General features: G+C 65.9%; 20 protein-coding genes and 2 riboswitches. Of the genes, 7 read left to right on the top strand and 13 right to left on the bottom strand.

Going from position 1 to position 20,774, the window contains the following annotated elements; translation table 11 throughout:
* Positions 1-29: 29 nt before the first annotated feature.
* On the top strand, positions 30-1,139 hold the full coding sequence (locus tag QTA58_RS09745; RefSeq protein ID WP_289673088.1) for a cobalt-precorrin-5B (C(1))-methyltransferase: 1,110 nt from the start codon (positions 30-32) through the stop codon (positions 1,137-1,139).
* Here the strand turns inward: QTA58_RS09745 and cobM are convergent.
* The 3 genes from cobM to cbiE are packed head-to-tail and all read right to left on the bottom strand — an operon-like array spanning position 1,115 to position 3,545.
* Entirely contained in the window at positions 1,115-1,897 is a 783-nt protein-coding gene (cobM, locus tag QTA58_RS09750) for a precorrin-4 C(11)-methyltransferase (protein WP_289672614.1), read from the bottom strand. The genes QTA58_RS09745 and cobM overlap by 25 nt on opposite strands.
* Positions 1,894-2,295, bottom strand: coding sequence for a cobalamin biosynthesis protein (locus QTA58_RS09755; RefSeq protein WP_289672615.1), 402 nt, complete (start codon positions 2,293-2,295; stop codon positions 1,894-1,896). Before QTA58_RS09755 ends, cobM begins: the two co-directional genes overlap by 4 nt.
* Complete coding sequence (cbiE, locus tag QTA58_RS09760; RefSeq protein WP_289672616.1) at positions 2,292-3,545, bottom strand: precorrin-6y C5,15-methyltransferase (decarboxylating) subunit CbiE; 1,254 nt, start codon at positions 3,543-3,545, stop codon at positions 2,292-2,294. Before cbiE ends, QTA58_RS09755 begins: the two co-directional genes overlap by 4 nt.
* Position 3,546: 1 nt before the next feature.
* On the opposite strand from cbiE, the gene QTA58_RS09765 reads away from it, so the two are divergent.
* Positions 3,547-4,314, top strand: a complete 768-nt coding sequence (locus QTA58_RS09765) for a cobalt-precorrin-6A reductase (protein WP_289672617.1) — start codon at positions 3,547-3,549, stop codon at positions 4,312-4,314.
* Here the strand turns inward: QTA58_RS09765 and QTA58_RS09770 are convergent.
* The 7 genes from QTA58_RS09770 to QTA58_RS09800 are packed head-to-tail and all read right to left on the bottom strand — an operon-like array spanning position 4,278 to position 12,537.
* Entirely contained in the window at positions 4,278-5,054 is a 777-nt protein-coding gene (locus QTA58_RS09770; protein WP_289672618.1) for a precorrin-3B C(17)-methyltransferase, read from the bottom strand. The genes QTA58_RS09765 and QTA58_RS09770 overlap by 37 nt on opposite strands.
* Complete coding sequence (locus QTA58_RS09775) at positions 5,051-5,815, bottom strand: precorrin-2 C(20)-methyltransferase (protein ID WP_289672619.1); 765 nt, start codon at positions 5,813-5,815, stop codon at positions 5,051-5,053. Before QTA58_RS09775 ends, QTA58_RS09770 begins: the two co-directional genes overlap by 4 nt.
* The gene (locus tag QTA58_RS09780) at positions 5,812-6,441 is read right to left on the bottom strand and encodes a precorrin-8X methylmutase (RefSeq protein WP_085421517.1); all 630 of its coding nucleotides are present in this window, start codon (positions 6,439-6,441) and stop codon (positions 5,812-5,814) included. The genes QTA58_RS09775 and QTA58_RS09780 overlap by 4 nt, the downstream gene beginning before the upstream one ends.
* On the bottom strand, positions 6,438-7,769 hold the full coding sequence (gene cobG / locus QTA58_RS09785) for a precorrin-3B synthase (RefSeq protein ID WP_289672620.1): 1,332 nt from the start codon (positions 7,767-7,769) through the stop codon (positions 6,438-6,440). The genes QTA58_RS09780 and cobG overlap by 4 nt, the downstream gene beginning before the upstream one ends.
* On the bottom strand, positions 7,766-11,086 hold the full coding sequence (gene cobN, locus QTA58_RS09790; RefSeq protein ID WP_289672621.1) for a cobaltochelatase subunit CobN: 3,321 nt from the start codon (positions 11,084-11,086) through the stop codon (positions 7,766-7,768). Before cobN ends, cobG begins: the two co-directional genes overlap by 4 nt.
* 18 nt (positions 11,087-11,104) lie before the next feature.
* Positions 11,105-12,142: a cobalamin biosynthesis protein CobW gene (gene cobW / locus QTA58_RS09795; protein ID WP_085421515.1), complete on the bottom strand. Its 1,038-nt coding sequence runs from the start codon at positions 12,140-12,142 to the stop codon at positions 11,105-11,107.
* Positions 12,139-12,537, bottom strand: a complete 399-nt coding sequence (locus tag QTA58_RS09800) for a DUF1636 domain-containing protein (protein ID WP_289672622.1) — start codon at positions 12,535-12,537, stop codon at positions 12,139-12,141. Before QTA58_RS09800 ends, cobW begins: the two co-directional genes overlap by 4 nt.
* A 112-nt stretch (positions 12,538-12,649) precedes the next feature.
* Positions 12,650-12,860: riboswitch (cobalamin riboswitch) on the bottom strand.
* Positions 12,861-12,932: 72 nt separating this feature from the next.
* Positions 12,933-13,129: riboswitch (cobalamin riboswitch) on the top strand.
* A 36-nt stretch (positions 13,130-13,165) separates the two neighbouring features.
* Here QTA58_RS09800 and QTA58_RS09805 point away from each other — a divergent pair.
* From QTA58_RS09805 to QTA58_RS09820, 4 genes are read left to right on the top strand one after another with little or no spacing between them, the layout of a single operon-like run.
* Complete coding sequence (locus QTA58_RS09805; RefSeq protein ID WP_085421513.1) at positions 13,166-13,342, top strand: CbtB-domain containing protein; 177 nt, start codon at positions 13,166-13,168, stop codon at positions 13,340-13,342.
* Between the two features lie 13 nt (positions 13,343-13,355).
* Positions 13,356-14,129, top strand: a complete 774-nt coding sequence (locus QTA58_RS09810) for a CbtA family protein (RefSeq protein ID WP_289672623.1) — start codon at positions 13,356-13,358, stop codon at positions 14,127-14,129.
* Entirely contained in the window at positions 14,126-14,740 is a 615-nt protein-coding gene (cobO, locus tag QTA58_RS09815) for a cob(I)yrinic acid a,c-diamide adenosyltransferase (RefSeq protein WP_289672624.1), read from the top strand. Before QTA58_RS09810 ends, cobO begins: the two co-directional genes overlap by 4 nt.
* A gap of 3 nt (positions 14,741-14,743) precedes the next feature.
* Positions 14,744-16,201 (top strand): cobyric acid synthase, encoded by a 1,458-nt coding sequence (locus QTA58_RS09820; protein ID WP_289672625.1) that lies wholly within the window; start codon positions 14,744-14,746, stop codon positions 16,199-16,201.
* Here the strand turns inward: QTA58_RS09820 and cbiB are convergent.
* The gene (cbiB, locus tag QTA58_RS09825; protein ID WP_289672626.1) at positions 16,185-17,150 is read right to left on the bottom strand and encodes an adenosylcobinamide-phosphate synthase CbiB; all 966 of its coding nucleotides are present in this window, start codon (positions 17,148-17,150) and stop codon (positions 16,185-16,187) included. The genes QTA58_RS09820 and cbiB overlap by 17 nt on opposite strands.
* Positions 17,151-17,155: 5 nt before the next feature.
* Here cbiB and cobD point away from each other — a divergent pair, with 5 nt between their 5' ends.
* Entirely contained in the window at positions 17,156-18,178 is a 1,023-nt protein-coding gene (gene cobD, locus QTA58_RS09830; protein WP_289672627.1) for a threonine-phosphate decarboxylase CobD, read from the top strand.
* On the opposite strand, the gene QTA58_RS09835 is transcribed toward cobD, so the two are convergent.
* Both QTA58_RS09835 and QTA58_RS09840 read right to left on the bottom strand, forming a co-directional pair.
* Positions 18,171-19,184, bottom strand: coding sequence for a P1 family peptidase (locus tag QTA58_RS09835; RefSeq protein ID WP_289672628.1), 1,014 nt, complete (start codon positions 19,182-19,184; stop codon positions 18,171-18,173). The two genes, cobD and QTA58_RS09835, sit on opposite strands and share 8 nt — an antisense overlap.
* Positions 19,181-20,722 carry an aldehyde dehydrogenase family protein gene (locus tag QTA58_RS09840; RefSeq protein ID WP_289672629.1) on the bottom strand — a complete coding sequence of 514 codons (1,542 nt, stop codon included), beginning with the start codon at positions 20,720-20,722 and terminating at the stop codon, positions 19,181-19,183. The genes QTA58_RS09835 and QTA58_RS09840 overlap by 4 nt, the downstream gene beginning before the upstream one ends.
* Positions 20,723-20,774: the final 52 nt, after the last annotated feature.

Consider the following 20,774-nt stretch of genomic DNA (forward strand, 5'->3'; position numbering starts at 1 on the left):
GTGCCATCGGTCGGGCTATAGAAACGGCCATGGAAGCGGATGGCAAGAACCTGCGCCGTGGCTGGACCACGGGAACCTGCGCGGCGGCAGCCAGCAAGGCAGCCTGTCTTGCGCTCGTTTCCGGCAAATTTCCGGACATGGTGGAGGTGACGCTGCCTGGCGGTCAGCGGCCGAGCTTTGCATTGGCTTTGGAGGAAAGGGGTGACGGCTTCGCCCGGGCCGGCATCGTCAAGGATGCCGGCGACGATCCGGACGTCACCCACGGAGCCCTCATCATCAGCACCATCCGGCGCGGCGTACGTGGCAGCGGCATCACGTTCAAGGCCGGCAAAGGCGTCGGCACCGTCACCCGCCCCGGCTTGCCTCTCGCCGTCGGCGAGCCTGCCATCAATCCGGTGCCGCGGAAGATGATTGCCGAAGCGATCGCCGAGGTAGCGGGCGGTGAAGCCGATTTCGAGGTGGAGATTTCCGTCGCGGACGGCGAGAAGATCGCCGAGAAGACGCTCAATGGCCGGCTCGGCATCCTGGGCGGCATCTCCATCCTCGGCACGACCGGGATCGTCATTCCTTTTTCCTGCTCGGCCTGGATCCATTCCATCTGGCGCGGCATCGACGTGGCGCGGGCCGCCGGTCTTACCCATGTGGCCGGTTCCACCGGCAACACGTCCGAAAAGGCGGTGCAGACGCATCATGGCCTCCCGGAGATCGCGCTGATCGACATGGGCGATTTCGTCGGCGGTATGCTGAAATACCTGCGGGACCATCCCGTACCGAAAGTGACGATCGCCGGCGGCGTTGCCAAGATGACCAAGCTCGCCCAGGGCATGCTCGACGTTCATTCCAAACGCGGCCTTGCCGATCTCGAAGCGCTCGCAAAGGTCGCGGCGGAAGCCGGCGCGGATGCCGGTCTGGTTCAACGCATCGCGACGGCCAATACCGTTTCGCAAGCCTTCGGCCTTGCCGGTGAAAGCGGGCTGGCGCTCGGCGATCGCATCGCCACGCTCGCCTGGACGACGGCCGCCAGGGCGCTCAAGGACCCGGCAATCTCGCTGGAAATCCTGGTCTTCGATCGCGAAGGCCGGTTGGCGGGCCAAACTCCGTTCACTCCCTCGGATCATTCGGAACCCTTGTCCGCCTGAGCCCAGCCGGGCCGGAAGCGTCTTACATAGTCGGCATTGTAAAGCTGGCTCTCGACAAAGTCGGTGGAGCCGAGCCCCTTGCCGACGAAGATCAATGCCGTGCGCTCGGCCGGTTCTTCTGCAAGCCTTGCCTCGATGTCGGCAAGCGTGCCGCGGATGATACGCTCCTCCGGCCAGGAGGCGCGCACGACGATCGCTACCGGGCAATCCGGCCCATAAAGCGGCGTCAGTTCCGCGACGATCTTCCCGAGCGCATGGATGGCGAGATGGATCGCCAGCGTTGCACCTGTCGCACCGAAGGCGGCAAGGGTTTCCCCCTCCGGCATCTTCGACGCCCGGCCGGAAACGCGGGTGAGTACCAGGCTCTGCGCCACTTCCGGGATCGTCAGCTCGCGCTTCAACGCCGCCGCGGCTGCCGCGAAGGACGGCACGCCCGGGGTCAGGGTATAATCGATGCCGTGTTTCTCCAGCCGGCGGACCTGCTCGGCCACCGCGCTCCAGACGGAAAGATCGCCGGAATGCAGCCGCGCAACATCCTTTCCCGCCTTATGGGCCGCGACATATTCCGCTTCGATGTCGTCCAGCGAAAGAGAGCCGGTATCGACGATCCGCGCATCCTTCGGGCAGTAGTCGAGCAGCTCTTTCGGCATGATCGAGCCGGCATAGAGGCAGACGGGCGAGCGGGCGAGGATATCGCGTCCGCGTACGGTGATGAGGTCTGCGGCGCCCGGTCCGGCGCCGATGAAATGCACGGTCATGCCCCGTCCTTCATGAACAATTCCTTCGAGCGCGCCAGCGCGCAGGTCGCGCCATCGGCAATCAGCCGGGGAGCGATGAGCTCGGCTTCCTCGCCGGCGAGGGCAAGTGCCGCGGCCTCCGAGAGACTTGGCGTGGCGGTCTGCGCGAGGCTATGTTGCGATACGGTTTTCGTACGGCCTTCGGCTTGTTTCAGCATGGCGTCGTCGAGAACATGCAGCGACAGCCCGAGTTTTCCGGCCAGCTCGACAATGCCGGCCTCATGTCGTTTGATCTCACCCGTCGCCAGTGCCGTTACTGATTCACGTGGAATACCGGCCGCGGCGCAGGCTGCGTCCAGTGCGGAGAGGATGGATTCGGCTGACGTCCCTTTGCGGCAGCCCAGGCCTGCGACGATCATTGCGGTTCTCCCGGCTTTCTCCAGCGCCATTGGGTCACCGGCATGGCCGGTTTCCAGCCCTGCATCGATCCGATCGGTCCCGCACGCGACACTTCGATGCGGATAAGTTCGCCACCGAGTCTCGCCTGAGCCGCGAGCAGCAGGGCCTCCATCTCCAGCGTCACGGCATTGGCGACCAGCCGTCCGCCGGGTCTCAGCGCATCGACGGCGGCGTCGAAAACGCCGGGATCGCTGCCCCCGCCGCCGATGAAGATCGCGTCCGGTGCGGGCAGACCCACCAGGGCTGCCGGAGCCTCGCCCTCGACGATCCGCAAGCCGGGCACGCCAAAGGAGACAGCATTTCTCCGAATGCGCGCCGCCCGTTCAGCATCGGCCTCGATGGCAACGGCCTTGAGCGACGGATCGGCCAGCATCCACTCGATGCCGATCGAGCCGGATCCGGCACCGATATCCCATAGAAGCTCGCCGCGCCGCGGCGCCAGCGCGGACAATGTCAGTGCGCGGATCTCCCGTTTGGTGATCTGCCCGTCATGGTCGAACAAAGCGTCGTCCAGCCCGAAAGCACGAGGCAGGATACGGGCGTCGTCACCTGCGGCCACCTCCACGGCAACTACGTTCAGAGCATTGATAGCCGGCAGTGAAAACCGGTTTGCTTGCGCGGAACGGACGCGCTCCGCCTCGCCGCCCAGCGCTTCCAGGACCGTCAAACGGGACGAACCGAAACCGTTGGCGGCCAGCAGTTCCGCCAGCTCTACCGGACCCTTTTCGTCCGAGGTCAGCGCGATGACCCGCCGGCCGGGATGCAATAGCGGCCGGATCAAATCGAGCGGCCGGCCATGCAGCGATACGGTTTCGACCTCCTGCAGCGGCCAGCCGAGCCTCGAGGCAGCCAGCGAGAAGGCGGAAGGCGCCGGATAGGTGGTGAACTCCTCGGCCGCCACATGGCGCGAAAGGGTGGCGCCGACACCGAAGAGGAACGGATCGCCGGAGGCCAGCACGCATACCTTCTGCCCGCGCAGCGCCACGACATCGCGCATGGCGGCATCGAAAGGCGTCGGCCAGGCCCGCGAGCCGCCGGTGATCAGCGGTGCGGCCAGCTCCAGATGCCGCTTGCCGCCGAAGACAACCGAGGCGGAGGAAATCGCATTGCGGGCGTTCTCGCCAAGTCCTTTTACGCCGTCCTCGCCAATACCGACGATGGACAGCCAGCGGCTTTGGTTTAAAGCTTTTTCCGCTGAATCAGGAGGCACCTTGAAACACTCCATCCTCATTCTCGGCGGAACGGCGGAAGCCAGAAAATTGGCCGAAAAGCTCGCCGGCGATCCGCGTTTTGCCACGGAACTCTCGTTGGCCGGGCGCACCCGCGCGCCGGCCGAACAGCCGGTGCCGGTGCGCGTCGGCGGTTTCGGAGGCGCGGAGGGTCTGGCGGCCTATATCCGGGAAAAGGGCATCTCGATCCTGATCGACGCCACACATCCCTACGCCGCGCAGATTTCCCGCAATGCGGCCGAAGCGAGCAGACTGGCGGACGTGCCGCTGATCGCGCTCCGCCGGTCCCCGTGGCAGCGGCAGGCGGGTGACCGCTGGAGGGAAGTCGGCAGCGTCGGCGAGGCCGTCGAGGCTCTTGGCAGCGTGCCGCGAAAGGTCTTTCTCACCCTCGGCCGCCAGGAGCTTCTGCCCTTCGAAGCCGCTCCTCGGCACCATTACCTGATCCGCAGCGTCGATCCGGTCGAGCCGCCGCTGGATGTACCGCATGCGGTCTACCTCACCTCGCGCGGTCCCTTCGCAGAAGCGGACGAGGCGCGGCTTCTCGAAGAGCATGCGATTGAGGCGATCGTCGCCAAGAACAGCGGGGGTCCTTCGAGCTACGGCAAGATCGCCGCCGCCCGCACGCTCGGCATCGAGGTGATACTGGTGCGCCGGCCGGACCTGCCGGACGTGCCGTCCGTCGAGATCGTCGAGGATATGCTGGCCTGGCTCGCTCATGCGCCGGCACCCCCGAAACCATCCTTGAAATAACGCGGCGAGTAGACGATCGGGCGCTTTCCTTGCCGTTCGACGATCCGCGTTTCCGCCGTTCCGACGATGACGCAGGTCGCCATGTCGGCCATGCCGCTTTCGGCCGCTTCAAGCGGCACGATGCGGATCGCTTCGTCCGGCCGCCCGGCCGCCCGGCCGAAGATCACCGGCACCTCGCCCGGCAGATGCCGGCGCAGAAGCGCGAAGGCGTCGCCGAGCTGGTGCGGTCGCGCCTTGCTGACCGGATTGTAGAAGGCCATCACGAAGCCTGCCGTTGCGGCGGCCACGAGCCGCTTTTCGATGACTTTCCAAGGTTTCAGGTTGTTGGAGAGCGAGATAGCGCAGAAATCATGGCCAAGCGGCGCGCCGGCCCTCGCCGCGACCGCCAGCATGGCCGTCACCCCCGGCACGACGGAAAAATCGATATCGCGCCATTCTGCCGGACCCACGTCGATCGCTTCGCAGACCGCAGCCGCCATGGCGAAGACGCCGGGATCGCCGCCGGAAACGACGCAGACCTTGCCGCCTCCGGCGGCCGTTTCGAGCGCCGCCCTCGCGCGCGCCAGCTCCTCGCGGTTGTCGGACGCGTGGCGGCGTTGATCGGGCCTCAGGTTCAGGCGGTCGATGTAGGGAAAATAGCCGAAAAAATCCTCCGCTGCGGTCACTGCCGCGAGCGCCTCCTGCGTCATCTGGTCGGGATTTCCCGGGCCGAGGCCGACAACGACGAGAGAGCCGCTCATCGATCCGCTCCCCGCTCCCCCCTGGGCCGCGTCTTCCAGCCGGGTACGAGCACGATGGAAAAATAGGGTGCGGGGCTTTCGTCGCGCTCCTCCAGCCGCTGTGCCGCGCCGTTCGCCATGGTGCCGCGCTCCACATAGAGCGCGCCGGAGAGTTTTCCGACCGAAGCCAGCGCCCGGCGGATCTTCGGAAGGTTGCGGCCGACTTTCATGATGACGGCGCCGTCGGTGTCCTTCAGCCGTTCGACAAGCTTTTCCTCCGGCAGCGTGCCCGGCAAAACGCTCAGGATGTCGTCGCCCTGCACCAGCGGCAGGCCGGTCATCGACCAGCAGCCGGACATGGCCGTGACGCCGGCCACCACGTCGGCCCGATAGCGCGAAGCCAGCCGCACATGCAGATGCATGTAGGAACCGTAGAACAGGGGATCGCCTTCGCTCAGGACGGCGACGTTCCTGCCCGTATTGAGATAGGCGGCAATCTCTTCCGCCGAGCGGTCGAAGAAGTCGGAGATCGGGCCGCGATATTCCGCCTCCTCCTTGTTGGCCTCCGTCGTTACGGGATAGACCAAAGGCAGTTCCAGCGTGCCGGGGCGGATATGGGCCTCGACGATCGCGCGGCCATTGCCGTTGCTCCCCTTCTTGCAGAAGAAAGCGATCACGTCCGCCTCGTTGATGGCCCGTACCGCCTTCAGCGTCAGGAGTTCCGGGTCGCCCGGCCCGGTGCCGACGCCAGTCAGCCTGCCTTTGAGGATCGCCGCGTTCAAAGCCCCGCCCTCGCAAGCGCATTGATGCAGGCTGCCGTCATCGCAGAGCCGCCCATGCGGCCGCGCACCACGGCATAGGGAATGCCGAGCCCCGATTCCATCAGCGCTTCCTTGGATTCGGCGGCGCCGACGAAGCCGACCGGCATGCCGATGATCGCGGCGGGCCGCGGCGCGCCGGCGTCCAGCATTTCGAGCAGGCGAAAGAGCGCGGTCGGCGCGTTGCCGATCGCCACCAGCGCGCCTTCCATCTCGTCCCAGAGATCGAGCGCCGCGGCGGAGCGGGTGTTGCCGATCGTCTTGGCAAGCTCGATCGTGCGGCTGTCGCGCAGCGTGCAGATCACGTCGTTGTCGGCCGGCAGGCGGGCGCGGGTGATGCCGTGCGCCACCATCTCGGCGTCGCAATAGATCGGCCGGCCGTCATAAAGCGCGCCGCGCGCCCTGGCGACGAAATCCTTCGAGAAGCGGAAATGTCCGGCCGCCTCGACAAGCCCGCAGGCGTGGATCATGCGCACGGCGATTTCCGCCTGTTCGGAGGAAAAGGAGGAAAGATCGGCTTCCTCGCGGATGATCGCGAAGGATCGTTCGTAGATCGCGTCGCCTTCGCGGATATAGTCGTAACTGTTCATGATCGTCCTGACATAACGGCGGCAGCAAGTCGGCCCGGTCCCAGCCGGGCGAGACAAGCGGCCGAATTCTCTCCCTCGTCTCGTTCCGCCCGAACGAGCTCGGCGATACGGCCAAGGGAGGCGTTGGTATCGGCAAATGCCACGGAAGCAAAGGGTTTTTCCGAGGTTTTTCCCTGCGCGACCAGCGAAACGCCGTCGGCCGTGCCGCAGAGAGAAAGCGCTGCGGGCTGCGGATGAGCGCAGCCTTTCGGGCAGCCGGTGATGTGCAGCTTGAACGAACCGTCCAGCAGATCGGCGTATTCGCCGGCGGCATTGGCCGCGATCTCGTGCGTGGCGATCGTCGCGGAACTGCAGGCCGGGCTTCCGGGACAGGCGGCGATGTTTCCGCGCGGATCGCCCGGGGCGGTGATGAAGCCTTTGCGTCCTGCAAAATCCACCAGGAGTTTGCAGGCCGGGCGTGGTCCGAAGAACATCAGGGAATGATCGAGCGCCGGCTTCAGCGATCTTACCCCCAGCCGCTCGGCTTCGGTGCAAAGCGCGATGAGGTCTTCAGCCTGTGCCTGGCCGAGGGCAGGGCCGATGCCGGCGGCACAAAGATTATCTGAGAGCGCGAATATGCCGAAGGGGGAGGCGGAAGGCGCGGCGCCATCGTTCAAGGGAAGGCCGCTTGCCAGATCTCGGCCGCGGGCCTTGCTGCCCGTCACGGCAAGCTCTCGAAGCAGAAGGATGGCGGCCTCGATGGCGTCGGTCTCGCCGAACAGGCCATAGATCCTGCCCGTCGCTTCAGCGCCGCCGAGCAGCAGCTTCCAGCGAATGCCTCCATCCGACCGAACGGCGCTCAGCCGGATATCCGCCAGAAGATGGGAAAGGCGCAGTGTGCCCTGCCCGTCCACGACCACGGACATTTTCGGAGCCAGCCCATCGATACCGTGTGCCTCTTGACGAATAGCCTCGGCGAGCGGGCGCGGATCGGCGATCTCGCCATCGTCGAGGCCGGCGAGCGGCGGGGTTTCCACGGCGAGGCCTTCCCGCAACGGCAGATTCAACGCGCGGACATCCGTGTCGAGCAAAGGTGCCGACATCTCGGTCAATCCTCGGACCTGCAGATTGCCGCGGGCGGAAATATCGAGAATGCCGTTGCCGTGGCGAAGGGCGAGCCGGCAAAGGCCTGCAAGCTGCGCGGGCGTGATCGCATCCGTCAGCGCCACGCGGGCGAGAAGTCCGTCGCCGGTCATCATCGGTGCGGAAAGCGCCGGGCAGGCTCCCCTTTGCATGTTCGAATCGGACAGCGGGTCCAGAGCCGTGCGATCGAGCGGGAGCGCCGTCATGCGACCTCCTCCGTCAGCATTTCCAGCTCGGCGTCGACCGCGTTGCGGCGCGGATGCCATAGGCCGCGGCGAAGTGCCGAACGGAAGCGTTCGCCCATATGGCGCGCACCTTCCGGATTCTGGGACAGCAGAAAATCCCGCACGGTCTCGTCGCCCAGATAGGCATCATAGGTGGCGTCGATCAGGGATTGCGGAATGGCATGGGTGGTCTCGGCAAAACCGATGAGCCGGTCAACCGTTTCCACCAGCTCCGCCGCACCGCGCGGGCCATGGCGCATCTGGCCCGCGATGAAGCGCGGATTGACCGCGCGGGCGCGCACCACACGTGTCACCGCTTCCGAGATCGAGCGTGCTTTCGGTTTTTGCGGATCGGTCGTGTCCAGAGCGATCACGTCCGCCTTGCCGCCAAGAGCTGCAACGGCTGCGGAAAACCCGCCGATGAAGGCGACGTCGGCCGAACCGTCAAGCAGGTCGCGACCGGGGTCGTCTCCCGTATGGACCAGGAGGTCGGCGCTTCCCACCCGCTCGGCAAAACGGCCCGGAACCTCGGAAGCGTCACCTTCCGGGCCGCCGAAAGCGTGGCTCGTAGAATCGAGATAGATGCGGCCGAGTTCTTCCCGCTCCGCCCAGCTGCCGTCGGCAAGCTTTTCCTCGATGCCGGAGCCGTAGGTGCCGGGAGCCGAACCGAAGATGCGCGGCGGCACATGGCCGAGCCTGCGCGCCTCTTCAGCCAGCGGATTGTCGCCCGGTGCTTCCTCACGGGCGGCGATGGCGCGCATAGCGGCATCGAGAAGCGCGATCAGCGCCGGAAACATGTCGCGGAAGAGGCCGGAAATCCTGAGCGTCACATCGATACGCGGGCGACCGAGCTGTGCCGGCGGCAGAACCTCGATGCCGGTGACGCGGCCGGTCGCCGCATCCTGTATAGGCCTGGCGCCCATCAGGGCCAGAACCTGAGCCACCTCCTCGCCGCCGCTTCGGAGCGACGCGCTGCCCCAAAGGTCGAAGACGAGGCTTTTCGGCCATTCGCCGTGATCCTGCAGATAGCGGCGCAGTATTTCGTCGGCAGCCCGCTTGCCGAGTTCGAAAGCGGTCGGCGTCGGGAGCGTCCGTGGATCGCTGGCGAAGAGATTGCGGCCTGTCGGCATCACGTCGAGGCGGCCGCGGGCGGGCGCGCCGGAGGGGCCGGGGCGGATATGTCTGCCATCCAGCGCGTCGAGCAGGGCCGTCCGCTCGGCTTCAGCACTGGCAATCCGCCGCGGATCGTCGTCGCCGGATGCCACATGTCCGAAGACATGCTGACCGTCCTTGATCGCGAAATCCTTCAGGTCGCAAAGAAAGGCGTCGATGCGGGTAAGCGCCGTGTCCGGATCGTCATCGCGGGAAACGCCGGCTTCGGAAGCCAGGCCGGTGTCGCGGGCGGTCTCGACGATCAGCCTGGCCAATCTATCGCGGCGGCGGCGGTCGAGCCCGTCGGCCTGCGCGTATTCGTCGACCAGCAGTTCGAGCTTCTTCTGCTCGTCCGACAGGCCGGCTCCGGTCAGCACCGGCGGCAGGTGGCCGATGGTGACGGCGGATATCCGCCGCTTGGCGACGGCCGCCTCGCCAGGGTTGGAGACGATGAAGGGATAGATGACCGGCAGGCTCCCGGTTACGAGTTCCGGAAAGCAACCCTTCGACAGCGCCACCGTCTTGCCCGGCAGCCATTCCAGCGTGCCGTGCGCGCCGACATGCACGATCGCATGGGCGCCGAGCTGCTTGCGCATCCACTGTCCGAAGGCGATCAGGGCATGGCGCGGCGGCAAATCGGGGCTATGGTAATCGGCGCGCCGGTCGGCATTTCGGCCGCGATCCGGCGCCAGCGCGACCGTGATATTGCCGAACCGCGCAGCGCGGAAGCGATAGGTGCCGCCTTCCAGATCGGCGTCGAGCTCAGGCGAACCCCAGGCTGCTTCTGCACCGGGTGCCGGGATGTAATCGGAAAGCTGCAGGGCGCCGGATTTCCGGTCCAGAAGATCAAGAAGCTCCCGCGACGTCTCGGGAATATCTTCGACCGCATAGCCGGCTTTGGAAAGTTCATGCAGCATCGAGAGCACGCTTTGCGGCACGTCCAGCCCGACGGCATAACCTGTGCGGCCGGGCGCACTCGGATAGTCGGGCATGAGGATGACGATCTTCCGCCCGGCGCGGGGTGCCGCCTTCAGCCGCAGGAAGGCGGCGATGCGATCGGCCGCCTGTTCGATCCGATCCGGTTCCGGCTGGTTAAGGAGGCTGGCGGAGTTTTCGCCGGCCTTGAAGGAGATCGCGCCGGCAAGGATGCGGCCGTCGAGTTCCGGCAGGACGACATGCATGGCGAGGTCGGCCGGGTTCAGGCCCCGTCGGCCTTCCACCCAGCCCTCGCGGCGGGTCGTGGCGACGACAACCTGGAAAACCGGCACGCTGGTCCGGTCGAAGATCGTTTCGCCCTTTTCATCCGAGCCGCTGGCGAAAGCCGTCGTGGCAATGATCGCTGCAGGCTCAAGGTCCGCGATCGTCTGCTCTACGAAAGCGATGGCATCTCCATCCTTCAGCCCGCTGACGAAGATCGGGATCGGCGCGAAACCGCGCGCAGCGAGCGCCTGGAACAACGCGTCGACCGGCGCCGCATCATTGGCGAGCAGCATCGAGCGGTAGAAGAGGATCGGCAGGCGCGGCGTCTCGGCTGGGAGGTCGGCCAGCAATGCGTCGGCCCCCACGATGCCCTGACCCGGTCTGTAGAAGCCGGCCTTCGGCATCGGAACGGCCTGCGGCAACGCCTGCGCCCCACCTTCCGCAAGCCTTGCCAGCCGCCGTGTCAGAAGCCGCATATTGCCCGGTCCGCCCTCGCGGAAGCAGGCGAGAATGCCGGCAAGCTCCTCGTTCGATACCGTGGAGGCAGCAGCGAGCCTATCGTCACGCATGCTGCATTCACCCGGCAGCAGGGCCAACGCGATCTTCTTCCGCTTCGCCATGCGTGAAAGTTCGTCCACGCCGTAGGCCCAGCGGTCGTAGCCGCCGAGAATGCGCACGAGGATGACCCTGGCATGCGCTGCCGTTTTCTCCACCCAGAGATCGACGGACATCGGGTGACGGAGATCGGACAGGTTGGCGAGGCAGAGGCTCGGAGAGGGACCGGGGGCGTCACCTTTGCCGTCCGTTGCCGTATCCCAGGCCGCGGCAACCCCGTTCAGATCGCTGCCCGAAAAGGACAGCACCACCACATCGGCCGGCGGCTGGTCGAGGTCGACCGGCTCGATCAGGTCGTCGAGCGACGACGATGTGGTGGCGAGTATGTGCATCCTTCTACCGAGACCCTGTCAGGCAGCCAGCATCCTTTCGATCGCCGCGCGGTCGATCCCCTTTTCGCCGATCACGACAAGGCGGCTCCGCCGCGTTTCGCCGGGCGTCCAAGCGCGGTCGAAATAATGGTTCACGCGCGATCCTACAGCCTGGACCTGCAGGCGCATCGGCTTATCCGCGACCTCCACGAAGCCTTTTATGCGCAATACGTTCTGCGCTTCCGCCGTCGCGGAGATGCGGGCGGCGAGTTCCTGCGGATCCGCCACGGCCGGCAGGTCGACGACGAAGCTGTCGAAATCGTCGTGATCGTGGTCGAGTTCGTCGTCGTGATGCGTCTTGCGGTTCTCGATATCGTCCTCGACCGCGAGCCCGAGGCCGATGAGCACGGCCGGATCGATGGCGCCGTTGGCCGCCGGCACGATCTTGACCGCTCGCGGCAAATGGGCCGCCACCCTGTCTTTCGCGCTCGCAAGCCCGCCGGAATCCAGAAGGTCGGTCTTGGTCAGCACGATCATGTCGGCGCAGGCGACCTGATCTTCAAAAACCTCCTCCACGGGATCGTCGTGGTCGATCGAGCCATCGGCCTGGCGCTGAGCTTCCAGTGCGTCATGGTCGTCGGCGACCCTGCCCTCCGCAAGCGCCACGCCGTCCACGACCGCAACGACACCGTCGACGGTGACGCGCGCCTTCACATCCGGCCATTGGAAGGCCTGAACGAGAGGCTTCGGCAGGGCGAGGCCGGAGGTTTCGATCAGAATATGGTCGACGCGCGGCTCGCGGGAGAGGATCTGGTCGATCGCCGGGACGAAATCGTCGGCGACGGTGCAGCAGATGCAGCCGTTGGCGAGCTCGATGATATTGTCCTCGGGGCAGGTCTCGATGCCGCACCCCTTCAGCACCTCGCCGTCGATCCCGACATCGCCGAATTCGTTGACGATGATCGCCAGCCGCTTGCCGTCCAGCTTCTCGATCAGGTTGCGGATCAGCGTGGTCTTGCCGGCGCCCAGGAAACCGGTGACGACGGTGCAGGGGACGCGATCGAAATTGACGCTCATGAAGGCATGTCCTCGTGATGATGGAAGGGTGGAATGCGGGCCGTCATGCCCTTGCCGCGCAGGCAGGCGGGGCGGCCGCGAAGGGGAAGGAAACCGCGCTCGTCCTCGGCCAGCATCATTGCACCGGTGACGATGTCCTCGACGTTTTCCGGCGCGAGATAGCCGAACACATAGGACCAGCCGGATCGGTGGTTGAAGGCCGCGCTCGGGCTTTTTTCGCAATTGGCAAGGCAGGTGACGGGTTTGACGGCAAGCGGCTTGCCGGCCGTCGCTTCCTTGAGCGCCGCTATCAGCGCCACGCCCGGGCGCATCTCGGCGTTCGATTCGTCGCGGCAGTTGGTGCACACGAAGATCGTCACGTCCGCTTCGTTTCCGGGCTGCTCGTCAATCATCATTCGTCACTCGGCCGCCTGTCCGCCACGTAAAACATGTCGGGGTGCGGGCACGTCCGGCTCTCGCCGGTTCGGCCGTGAACGAAATCCTCGACCCGGAGCACCCCGCCCGGCGAGCACGATGTCTTTCGACGGCAGGTCTCCTGGCTCGCGGGTCCTCGCCTCTGAGCCAGCCTTCCCGGATCGTCTCTCCAGTGGCTTCTTGGCTCGGGCTCTCCGCTTACAGTTGCGGGGGCAGCCGCGGCTTTGACCCTCATCGGGGTCGCACCGCATTCCCTCTTGACCTTCTCCGTTGCCGGAGAAGGACCGTCTCCCTTCCAAGTAAGCCCGGTCGCAGGTCCATGTCAATGGAGTGCAGCGGGTGTCGCAAAGGCGATTGCGGGAAGGCGGAATTCGGCTATAGTGGAGCGGTCGATGGTGCCCGGAAGGGCCGAGAGGGAATGCGGTGAGACGGAGGGACCCGTCGAACCCGCGGCTGCCCCCGCAACTGTAAGCGGAGAGCTTCCATCCAAATGCCACTGGGTTTTCCCGGGAAGGCGGATGCGAGGCGCCTGATTCGCGAGCCAGGAGACCTGCCTTCGGCAAACGGAACTTGAACGGCCCTCGGGTGGAGGGCGAAAGGACGAAACACATGGTCACGAATTCTGCCGCAAGTGCAGTCGGCGTTTCCGCTTCGAAGATCATCCCCCTCAGCATGACGGCTATTCTCGGCCTGTTCATCGTCGGTTTTGTCGGCTTCTCGCATCTGGAAGTCGTCCACAACGCCGCCCACGATACGCGCCACTCGCTGGCCTTCCCCTGCCACTGAGAGGAATTTCCAAATGTCGCTGTTTCGCAACATCGTCCTAACGGCGGTGATCGCCGGGCTTGTGGCCGGACTTCTGCTGACCGTCTTGCAGAGCTTCTCGACGGTGCCGCTCATCCTGCAGGCGGAGACCTATGAAAATGCCGGCGGCGCCGAGGCCGGTCACAGCCACAGCCATGAGGCTGCCCCGGCTGCCGGTGCCGCGGCTCCTGCGGCTGCCGAACATAGTCACGGCGAGGAAGCCTGGGCTCCCGCCGACGGTTTCGAGCGCTTCATCTACACTGCCGCCGCCAACATTCTCTCGGCAATCGGCTTCGGCCTTGTGCTGATCGCAATCTCGGAAGCCCTCGGAGGCCTCAAGGGCTGGCACGGCGGGTTGATGTTCGGCATGGCCGGCTTTCTTGCCGTCAGCCTCGCACCTGGCCTCGGCCTGCCGCCGGAACTGCCGGGCATGCCGGCCGCCGAGCTCGGTCCGCGCCAGGTCTGGTGGATTTCGACAGCCGTCTGCACAGCATTCGGCCTCGGCCTGCTCGCCTATACCCGTTCCGTCGTGTTTGCCGTACCGGCGATCGTTCTGCTGATCGCGCCGCATGTGGTTGGCGCCCCGTTGCCGCCGACGCATGAAACGGCGGTGCCGCTGGAGCTGCATGCCCGCTTCGTCAATGCCGTTTACGTCACCAATCTGGTGTTCTGGGCGGCGCTGGGCGCGCTTGCCGGCGTGGTCCGCGAACGTTTCCGGGCCGGCGAAGACGCCGCGGCGCGTCCGCTGGCGGGGCTGGCTCCGCGGTGAAGGAGATCGATCAGGCGGCAGCCGAACGCCATCGCGTCAAGATGGCGAACCGCAAGGCGGTTCAAGATGCCGAAGTCGCGGAGAAGACCCTCGAAAAGGGTCTTCTCATCATCCACACCGGTCCCGGCAAGGGCAAATCCACCGCCGCCTTCGGCCTGGCGCTCCGCATGCTCGGCAACAACCGGCGCGTCGGCGTGGTGCAGTTCATCAAGGGCGCCTGGTCGACCGGCGAGCAGCCGGCGCTCGCCGTGTTCGGCGACCGGGTCGTCTGGCATACGATGGGCGAAGGGTTCACCTGGGAAACGCAGGACCTGAAGCGGGACATCGCCGCTGCCGAAAAAGCGTGGGAAAAGGCGCTCGACCTGATGGCCGACGAGACGATCGGCCTCGTCATCCTCGACGAGCTCAATATCGCTCTGCGCTACGACTACCTCGATCTCGACAAGGTGGTTGCCGCGCTGCAGGCCCGGCGGCCCGACCTGCATGTGGTCGTCACCGGCCGCAACGCCAAGCCGGCCTTGATCGAGGCCGCCGATATGGTAACCGAGATGACGCTGGTGAAGCATCACTTCAAGGCCGGCGTGAAGGCCCAGGCCGGCATCGAGTTCTGAGCGATGGTTGCCCGATCTCTCATGTTTCAGGGAACGGGCTCGGATGTGGGCAAGTCGCTGGTGGTGGCCGGGCTTGCCCGCGCCTTCACCCTGCGCGGCCTGAAGGTCCTGCCCTTCAAGCCGCAGAACATGTCGAACAATGCGGCGGTGACGGCGGATGGCGGCGAGATCGGCCGGGCACAGGCGCTGCAGGCGCGCGCTGCGAAAGTGCCGCTCAGCGTCCATATGAACCCGGTCCTGCTGAAACCCCAGAGCGAAGTCGGCGCACAGGTCGTCGTGCAGGGCCGGGTGGAAGGCAATGCCAAAGCGGCGGAATACCAGCAGCTCAAACCGAAGCTGATGCCGCGGGTGCTGGAAAGCTTCGATCTGCTCCGCAGCCAGGCCGATCTGGTGCTCGTGGAAGGCGCCGGCAGCGCGTCCGAAATCAACCTGCGCCAAAACGATATCGCCAACATGGGTTTCGCGCGTGCCGCCAACGTGCCGGTCGTGCTGATCGGCGATATCGATCGCGGCGGGGTGATCGCCAGCCTTGCCGGCACGAAATCGGTGCTCGATCCGGACGATGCGGCGATGATCCGCGGCTTCATCGTCAACCGTTTTCGTGGCGACCCGGCCCTGTTTGCGGACGGCATGCGAATGATCGGGGACTTGACCGGCTGGCGATCGATCGGCCTGCTGCCGCATTTTCCCGATGCCGCGCGGCTGCCGGCGGAAGATGCGCTCGGGCTGAATGGTCCTTCTGCCCTCAAGACCGGAGCGAAGATCCGCATCGCGGTGCCGATCCTGCCGCATATCTCGAATTTCGACGATCTCGACCCGCTCGAAGCCGAACCGGATGTGGAGCTGGTTCGGGTCCGCGCAGGTCAGGCGATCCCCGGCGATTGCGATCTCGTTCTGCTGGTCGGCTCGAAGGCGACGATCTCGGATCTGGCTGCGTTCAGAGCCGCCGGTTTCGACGTCGATATCGCCGCGCATGTCCGCCGCGCCGGGCGGGTTCTCGGACTTTGCGGCGGCTATCAGATGCTTGGAAAGAAAATCTCCGATCCGGACGGCATCGAAGGCCCTCCCGGATCGGTGGAAGGGCTTGGTCTGCTCGATGTCGAGACGGTTCTTTCCGCCGACAAGCGGCTGGAGGCGGTTTCCGGCACCAGTTTCGACGGAGTTTCCCTGGCCGGCTACGAAATGCATGTCGGGCGAACAGTTGGCGCGGATTGCGCCCGGCCCTTCTCGATGATCGGCGGCGAGGCGGATGGCGCGAGCTCCGCCGATGGCCGGGTCTGGGGCACCTATCTGCACGGCCTGTTCGCCGACGACCGGCAACGCTCCGCCTGGCTGATGCGGCTGGGGGGCACGGCCTCAGGCCTCGACTACGAAGCCGGCGTGGAGGAGGTGCTGGACCGGCTTGCCGGCCATATGGAACAGCATCTCGATCTCGACGGACTGCTCAGACTTGCCAGATGATCCATGCCAGCAGGCCGAAAAGGCCGATCAGCAGCGCGTCTGCCGCGCGGGCGAGCTTCAGCGCACGGCGGATATCGTCATGGGTCAGTTCCGTCCGGCCGCCCTCGCCCATGAAGCGTGCCTCGATCATCTGCCCGCCATAGCTTCTCGGTCCCGCCAGAGCGATGCCGAGCGCGCCGGCCATCGCCGCTTCCGGCCAGCCGGCATTCGGCGAGCGATGGTATCCGGCGTCCCGCAACACGGCCCTGATGGCATTCCGGGGCGAGGCTTTGTCGATGAAAAGAGCCGCAATGACGAAAAGAAGCGCGCTCAGCCGCGAGGCAGGCAGGTTGATCAGGTCGTCGAAACGCGCAGCAGCCCAGCCGAAGGCTTCGTGGCGCGGGCTGCGGTGGCCGATCATGCTGTCGGCGGTATTGGCCGCCTTGTAGGCGGCTCCGCCCGCAAGTCCGCCGACACCCATCCAGAAGGCGGGCGCCACGACGCCGTCGGAGAAATTCTCCGCCAGGCTTTCGATCGCCGCGCGGCAGACGGCGGCCTCGTCCAGCTTTTCCGGATCGCGGCCGACGATCATCGAGACTGCTTTCCGGCCGGCTTCGAGCCCGCCATGTTTCATCGCATCGGCAACCGCCTCGACATGGCTTTCGAGACTTTTCTGGGCGGGAAGGCTGGCTGCAATCAGGACCAGCAGGACCGGACCGAAAGGCAGCGTCAACAGGCCGTATTCGACGGCCAGCGCGGCCGCGATCGCAATGCCGAGCAGTGTCAGCAGGGCATATGCGCCCATGCGCTTGCGGGCCGCGAAATCGTCGGCCTCGCGGTTCCAGTCCCTGTCGAGCCGGGATATCAGCCGGCCGAACCAGGTGACCGGATGGCCGATCGCCCGGAACAGCCAATCCGGGTATCCGAATATGCGCTCCACGATCAGCGCGGCGAATGCGAGAAGGAACATTAGCGGTGGCAAGCCTTGAGGTTCGTGATGAAGCGAGCGATCCGATCCGGCACGGCGGCAATCTCGCCAGAGCACGGGCGCTGTTTCCGCAGGCGCCCGAGCCGTGGATCGACCTGTCGACCGGCATCAACCCGCATTCCTATCCGCATTCGCCAATCCCCGGCAATGCCTTCGCGCGACTGCCGGAGCCGGCTTTGGCGCAAGAGCTGAAGGCGATCGCAGCCAATGCCTATGGCGCACCGTCGGCGGCGCATGTCGCGGCGGGGCCGGGCACGCAGATCCTGTTGCCGATCATCGCCGGCCTTCTCCGAAGCGGGAGTTCGGCGGCGGTTTTGTCGCCCACCTATGCGGAACATGCCCGTGCCGCGAAAATGGCCGGCTTCGGCGTCATCGAAACGGACGATCCGGACCGGCTGGCCTCCGCAGATCTCGCCGTCGTCGTCAATCCCAACAACCCGACCGGCCGCATCGTCCCGAAGAGCGATCTCCTCACGCTTGCGGCCGCGATGCGGGCGAAGGGCGGTCTTCTGGTCGTGGACGAGGCCTTCATGGAGGTGTCCGAGGCCGAAAGCATGGCCGACATGGTCGATGAAGGAGGTCTTCTGGTCCTGCGCTCCTTCGGCAAGTTTTACGGCATGGCGGGCCTAAGGCTCGGTTTTGCGATTTCGCATCCGGATATCATCGCGAAGATCGAGAGTCGGCTCGGCCCCTGGGCCGTTTCCGGTCCGGCTTTGCATGTGGCCGGCGAGGCGCTGGCAGATGTCCCTTGGCGGCAAGCGACGCGAGCGAAGCTGGAACAGGATGCCGCACGGCTGGACGTGCTGCTGATCTCAGCTGGAATTGCGGTCGCGGGCGGCACGTCGCTCTTCCGCTTCATCCGCGATCCGCGTGCGCAGGCTATCTACCGGCATCTCGGCGAGCGCGGCATCATCACGCGGCGTTTCGAGGAGCGGCCGCACGATCTGCGCATCGGCCTTCCCGGTGAAGCGGGTTGGTCACGGGTGGAAACGGCCCTGAAAACTATTTAGCTGGCGAAGAAAACTTATCGCGCCATGCGGCTTGCGCATTCGGCACCGGCAGAGCCGTTGCTTCGTAGATGCCGCGCGCCACCGCGCGAGCCGTGACCAGTGTCGCCAGATGGCAGAGTTCGGCAAAGGCGGTCATGTCGCCGAGCGGCCTTGCGCCGGTGGCGGCGGAAAAGATCGTATCACCGTCGCCCGGCAGATGCGCCGGCAGCACGGCACGGGCGAGCCCGTCATGCGCCATGATCGACAGGCGATGTGCCTGCGCCTTGGTGAGCGCCGCATCGGTCACGATCACGCCGATCGTGGTGGCTTTCAGGTTGACGCCCTTCATTCTGAGCGCCGAATGGCCTTCGGTGAATTTTTCCGGCAGGCCGAGTCCACCGAACTCTCCGTCCTGCTCGTAAGGGGCCGCCCAGAAATGCGGGCCATCGCCTACCGTCGCCGACCCCATGGCATTGACGGCCATCAGCGCCGCAACGCTATGACCCGCCGAAGTCCTCGCACTTGCCGAGCCGATGCCGCCCTTGAAGGTCGCGGTCGTGGCCCCGGTGCCGGCGCCAACGGTGCCGAGCGCAAACGGTCCCGCCCCCGCCGCCCTGAAGGCTTCGTAGCCCATTTCCCGATAGGGCGAATGCAGGCCCCAATCCTTGTCTCCACCGTTCAGCAGGTCCATCAGGATCGCCTGCGGCACGATCGGCACGCGCACCGATCCGACCTGGAAACCGCGGCCGATCTCGCGCAGGCCCGCCTGCACCCCGCCCGCCGCGTCGAGCCCGAAGGCCGAGCCGCCGGAGAGAACGAAGGCGTCCACCGCCTGCACGGTCATCGACGGGTCGAGCAACGCGGTATCCCGCCCGCCCGGCGCGCCTCCGAGCACGGAGCCGGAAGCAATCGCCGGTTCGTCGAAAACGATTGCCGTTACGCCGGAGCCGAGCGCAAGATCGGTCGCATGGCCGACGGCCACGCCTTCGATGTCGGTCAGGAGGTTCAGCGGGCCGGCCGTCATCATTCGATATCGAATTTGACACCCTGCGCCAGCGGCAGGGTGCGGCCGTAGTTCAGCGTGTTGGTGGCGCGGCGCATATAGGCCTTCCAGGCATCGGAGCCGGATTCGCGACCGCCGCCGGTTTCCTTCTCGCCGCCGAAGGCTCCGCCGATCTCGGCGCCGGACGGGCCGATATTGACGTTGGCGATGCCGCAGTCCGAACCGCGGGCGGAGACGAAGGTCTCGGCCTCGCGCATGTCGTTGGTGAAGATCGACGAGGAAAGGCCCTGCGGCACGTCGTTGTGCAGCGCCAGTGCCTCGTCGAAGCTCGAATATTTCATCACATAGAGGATCGGCGCAAAGGTTTCTTCCTTCACCGGCCCTGCCTGGTCCGGCATCTCGACGATCGCCGGGCGTACGTAATAGGCATCGGCAGCCTCGTTCTGGTGGACGCGCTCGCCGCCGGTCACCTTGCCGCCCTCGCTCTTGGCGGCTTCCAGCGCTTTTTGCATCCTGTCATAGGCCGTCTTGTCGATCAGCGGACCGACGAGCGTTCCGTTTTCGAGCGGGCTGCCGATCGAGACCGACTGGTAGGCCTTGGTGAGGCGCGGCACGAAGGCGTCGTAGACGCTGTCGTGCACGAAGAGGCGGCGAAGCGTCGTGCAGCGCTGGCCGGCCGTGCCCATGGCGGCGAAGGCGACGCCGCGCAGCGTCAGATCGAGATCGGCGGAAGGCGCCACGATTGCGGCATTGTTGCCGCCGAGTTCGAGGATCGAGCGGGCGAAACGCTGCGCCAGCCGCGGCCCGACGGCGCGGCCCATGGCGGTCGAGCCGGTGGCCGAAACCAGCGGAACCTTCTCGTGGTCGACCAGCACCTCGCCGACCTCGCGGCCGCCGATCAGGAGGGTCGAGGGGTTCTTCGGCGCCTTGCCGCCGTCGGCCACGAAGCGGGCAAGCGCCTTGTCGAAGATCGCCTGGGTGGCGAGCGCCGTCAGCGGCGTCTTTTCGGAGGGTTTCCAGACAGTGGAATTGCCGCAGACGATCGCGAGCGCCGCATTCCACGACCAGACGGCCACGGGGAAGTTGAAGGCCGAGATGATGCCGATCGCGCCGAGCGGATGCCAAGTTTCCATCATGCGGTGATCGGCGCGCTCGGTGGCGATCGTCAGGCCGTAGAGCTGGCGGGAGAGGCCGACCGCGAAATCGCAGATGTCGATCATTTCCTGCACTTCGCCAAGACCTTCCGAGGTGACCTTGCCGACCTCGATCGAGACGAGGCGGCCGAGCGCGCTCTTTGCGGCGCGCAGTTCCTCGCCGAGCAGGCGGATCAGCTCGCCACGCTTCGGCGCCGGCACCAGCCGCCATTCGAGGAAGGCCTCGTGGGCCGCTTCGATGGCCTTTTCGGCGCCGGCGGGCGTCTCTTCCGGCAGCCTGCCGATCTCCGCGCCGGTGATCGGCGAGCGGACGGCGAGCGTGCCGCCCGTATAGCTTTCGGCCTTCACGCCGAGACCGCCCAGAATAGTTTTCACCTCAGCGGCGAGATCGAGAGTGGCGAGCGTCATGTCAGTCTCCGGTATCGAATTTCGGTCAATCTTAGAAATCGGGCGGCGGTTT

The sequence above is a fragment of the Neorhizobium sp. CSC1952 genome (assembly GCF_030378245.1).
GTDB lineage: Bacteria > Pseudomonadota > Alphaproteobacteria > Rhizobiales > Rhizobiaceae > Neorhizobium > Neorhizobium oryzae_A.

Excerpts from the sequence above, each read along its gene's own strand:
- QTA58_RS09810 (WP_289672623.1), top strand. The coding sequence starts at position 13,356 with ATGTCGCTGTTTCGCAACATCGTCCTAACGGCGGTGATCGCCGGGCTT.
- QTA58_RS09835 (WP_289672628.1), bottom strand. The coding sequence starts at position 19,184 with ATGATGACGGCCGGCCCGCTGAACCTCCTGACCGACATCGAAGGCGTG.
- QTA58_RS09820 (WP_289672625.1), top strand. The coding sequence starts at position 14,744 with ATGGTTGCCCGATCTCTCATGTTTCAGGGAACGGGCTCGGATGTGGGC.
- cobM (WP_289672614.1), bottom strand. The coding sequence starts at position 1,897 with ATGACCGTGCATTTCATCGGCGCCGGACCGGGCGCCGCAGACCTCATC.
- QTA58_RS09780 (WP_085421517.1), bottom strand. The coding sequence starts at position 6,441 with ATGAACAGTTACGACTATATCCGCGAAGGCGACGCGATCTACGAACGA.
- QTA58_RS09840 (WP_289672629.1), bottom strand. The coding sequence starts at position 20,722 with ATGACGCTCGCCACTCTCGATCTCGCCGCTGAGGTGAAAACTATTCTG.
- QTA58_RS09770 (WP_289672618.1), bottom strand. The coding sequence starts at position 5,054 with ATGAGCGGCTCTCTCGTCGTTGTCGGCCTCGGCCCGGGAAATCCCGAC.
- cobW (WP_085421515.1), bottom strand. The coding sequence starts at position 12,142 with ATGAGCGTCAATTTCGATCGCGTCCCCTGCACCGTCGTCACCGGTTTC.
- cobG (WP_289672620.1), bottom strand. The coding sequence starts at position 7,769 with ATGACGGCGCTCCCGCTCGATCGCACGGCTCTGGACCCGCTGTCCGAT.
- QTA58_RS09805 (WP_085421513.1), top strand. The coding sequence starts at position 13,166 with ATGGTCACGAATTCTGCCGCAAGTGCAGTCGGCGTTTCCGCTTCGAAG.
- QTA58_RS09800 (WP_289672622.1), bottom strand. The coding sequence starts at position 12,537 with ATGATGATTGACGAGCAGCCCGGAAACGAAGCGGACGTGACGATCTTC.
- QTA58_RS09755 (WP_289672615.1), bottom strand. The coding sequence starts at position 2,295 with ATGATCGTCGCAGGCCTGGGCTGCCGCAAAGGGACGTCAGCCGAATCC.
- cbiB (WP_289672626.1), bottom strand. The coding sequence starts at position 17,150 with ATGTTCCTTCTCGCATTCGCCGCGCTGATCGTGGAGCGCATATTCGGA.
- cobN (WP_289672621.1), bottom strand. The coding sequence starts at position 11,086 with ATGCACATACTCGCCACCACATCGTCGTCGCTCGACGACCTGATCGAG.
- QTA58_RS09745 (WP_289673088.1), top strand. The coding sequence starts at position 30 with ATGGAAGCGGATGGCAAGAACCTGCGCCGTGGCTGGACCACGGGAACC.